The 983-nt window shown below is 47.4% G+C and carries 2 protein-coding genes; both read right to left on the bottom strand.

Going from position 1 to position 983, the window contains the following annotated elements; genetic code table 11:
* Positions 1-598 (bottom strand): flavodoxin domain-containing protein (locus ACWHAR_RS23700; RefSeq protein ID WP_452088017.1); only part of this gene is annotated, 598 nt, incomplete at its 3' end.
* Positions 599-768: 170 nt separating this feature from the next.
* Positions 769-983, bottom strand: a 215-nt coding sequence (locus tag ACWHAR_RS23705; RefSeq protein WP_452088018.1) for an ATP-binding domain-containing protein, incomplete at its 5' end; no start/stop codon positions are given.

The raw sequence follows: 983 nt of genomic DNA on the forward strand, positions 1-983 counted from the left end.
CGGCTGCCGGTTCATCATAGTCAAGATCGCAATCAACGCGCGGAGAAATCCGTTTTCCGCCGAGTTCTTCTAAGCGCTGATCAAATTCTTTCCCTGTCTGGCAGAAAAATTCGTACGAACTGTCACCAAGCGCCAAAACGGAAAAGCGCAGATCTTCAAGCTTAGGCGCCCGTCTTCCATGCAGAAATTCGTGAAACGACAGCGCGTTATCAGGCGGCTCGCCTTCTCCATGCGTACTGACGACGATTAAAAGATTGTTTACTTTCTTCAGCTGATTCGGCTTAAAATCGCTCATGGATGAGACGGTCACTTGAAAACCGCTCTGTTCAAGCTGCTTGCCGGCATTTTCTGCAAGCCCCTGTGCGTTTCCCGTCTGTGAACCATAAAGAACGGTCACTTCTTTTGAAACGGCTGGTGCCACCGCTTCCGCAGACACAGCTGCCGCCGGCGCACCCGCCGTTTCTTGGGCGGAAACAGATTGCGCGGATAAGTATCCGCTCAGCCAGATTTTCTGGGATTCGGTCAAGGTCGGCAGAAGGCGGTTAAGGAGCTCTGCCTGCTCCTGATTAAACGGACTGTTCATTACCTGAAGTTGCAACGTATCCACCTCACAAAGTTATAAACTGATCGAAAATTGCATCTAATTGAACTTTACCGGAATACTAGGCTTAAGTAAAATATATTTACATGATGATAACTATTAAGAATCCTAATGATAAAACGGCTATGCTTCATGTAAATAGAAAAAAGAGAAGGACTCCCTTCTCTTCATTCAGCAATCTGATATAAGTGAGGCGGCACAGCGGTTACAAACGGACTGGCTGCACCTGTATAAAATACCGCCAGCATGTGCATCGCACGGGTGCACGCAGTATATAAAAGCCTGCGGTCGTGCTCTGTATGATAGTGTTCTTCAGATGCATCATAGACAAGCACTGCGTCAAATTCAATTCCCTTCGCTAAATACACCGGAATCACGCAAA

The sequence above is a fragment of the Bacillus sp. LR--39 genome (genome assembly GCF_053613335.1).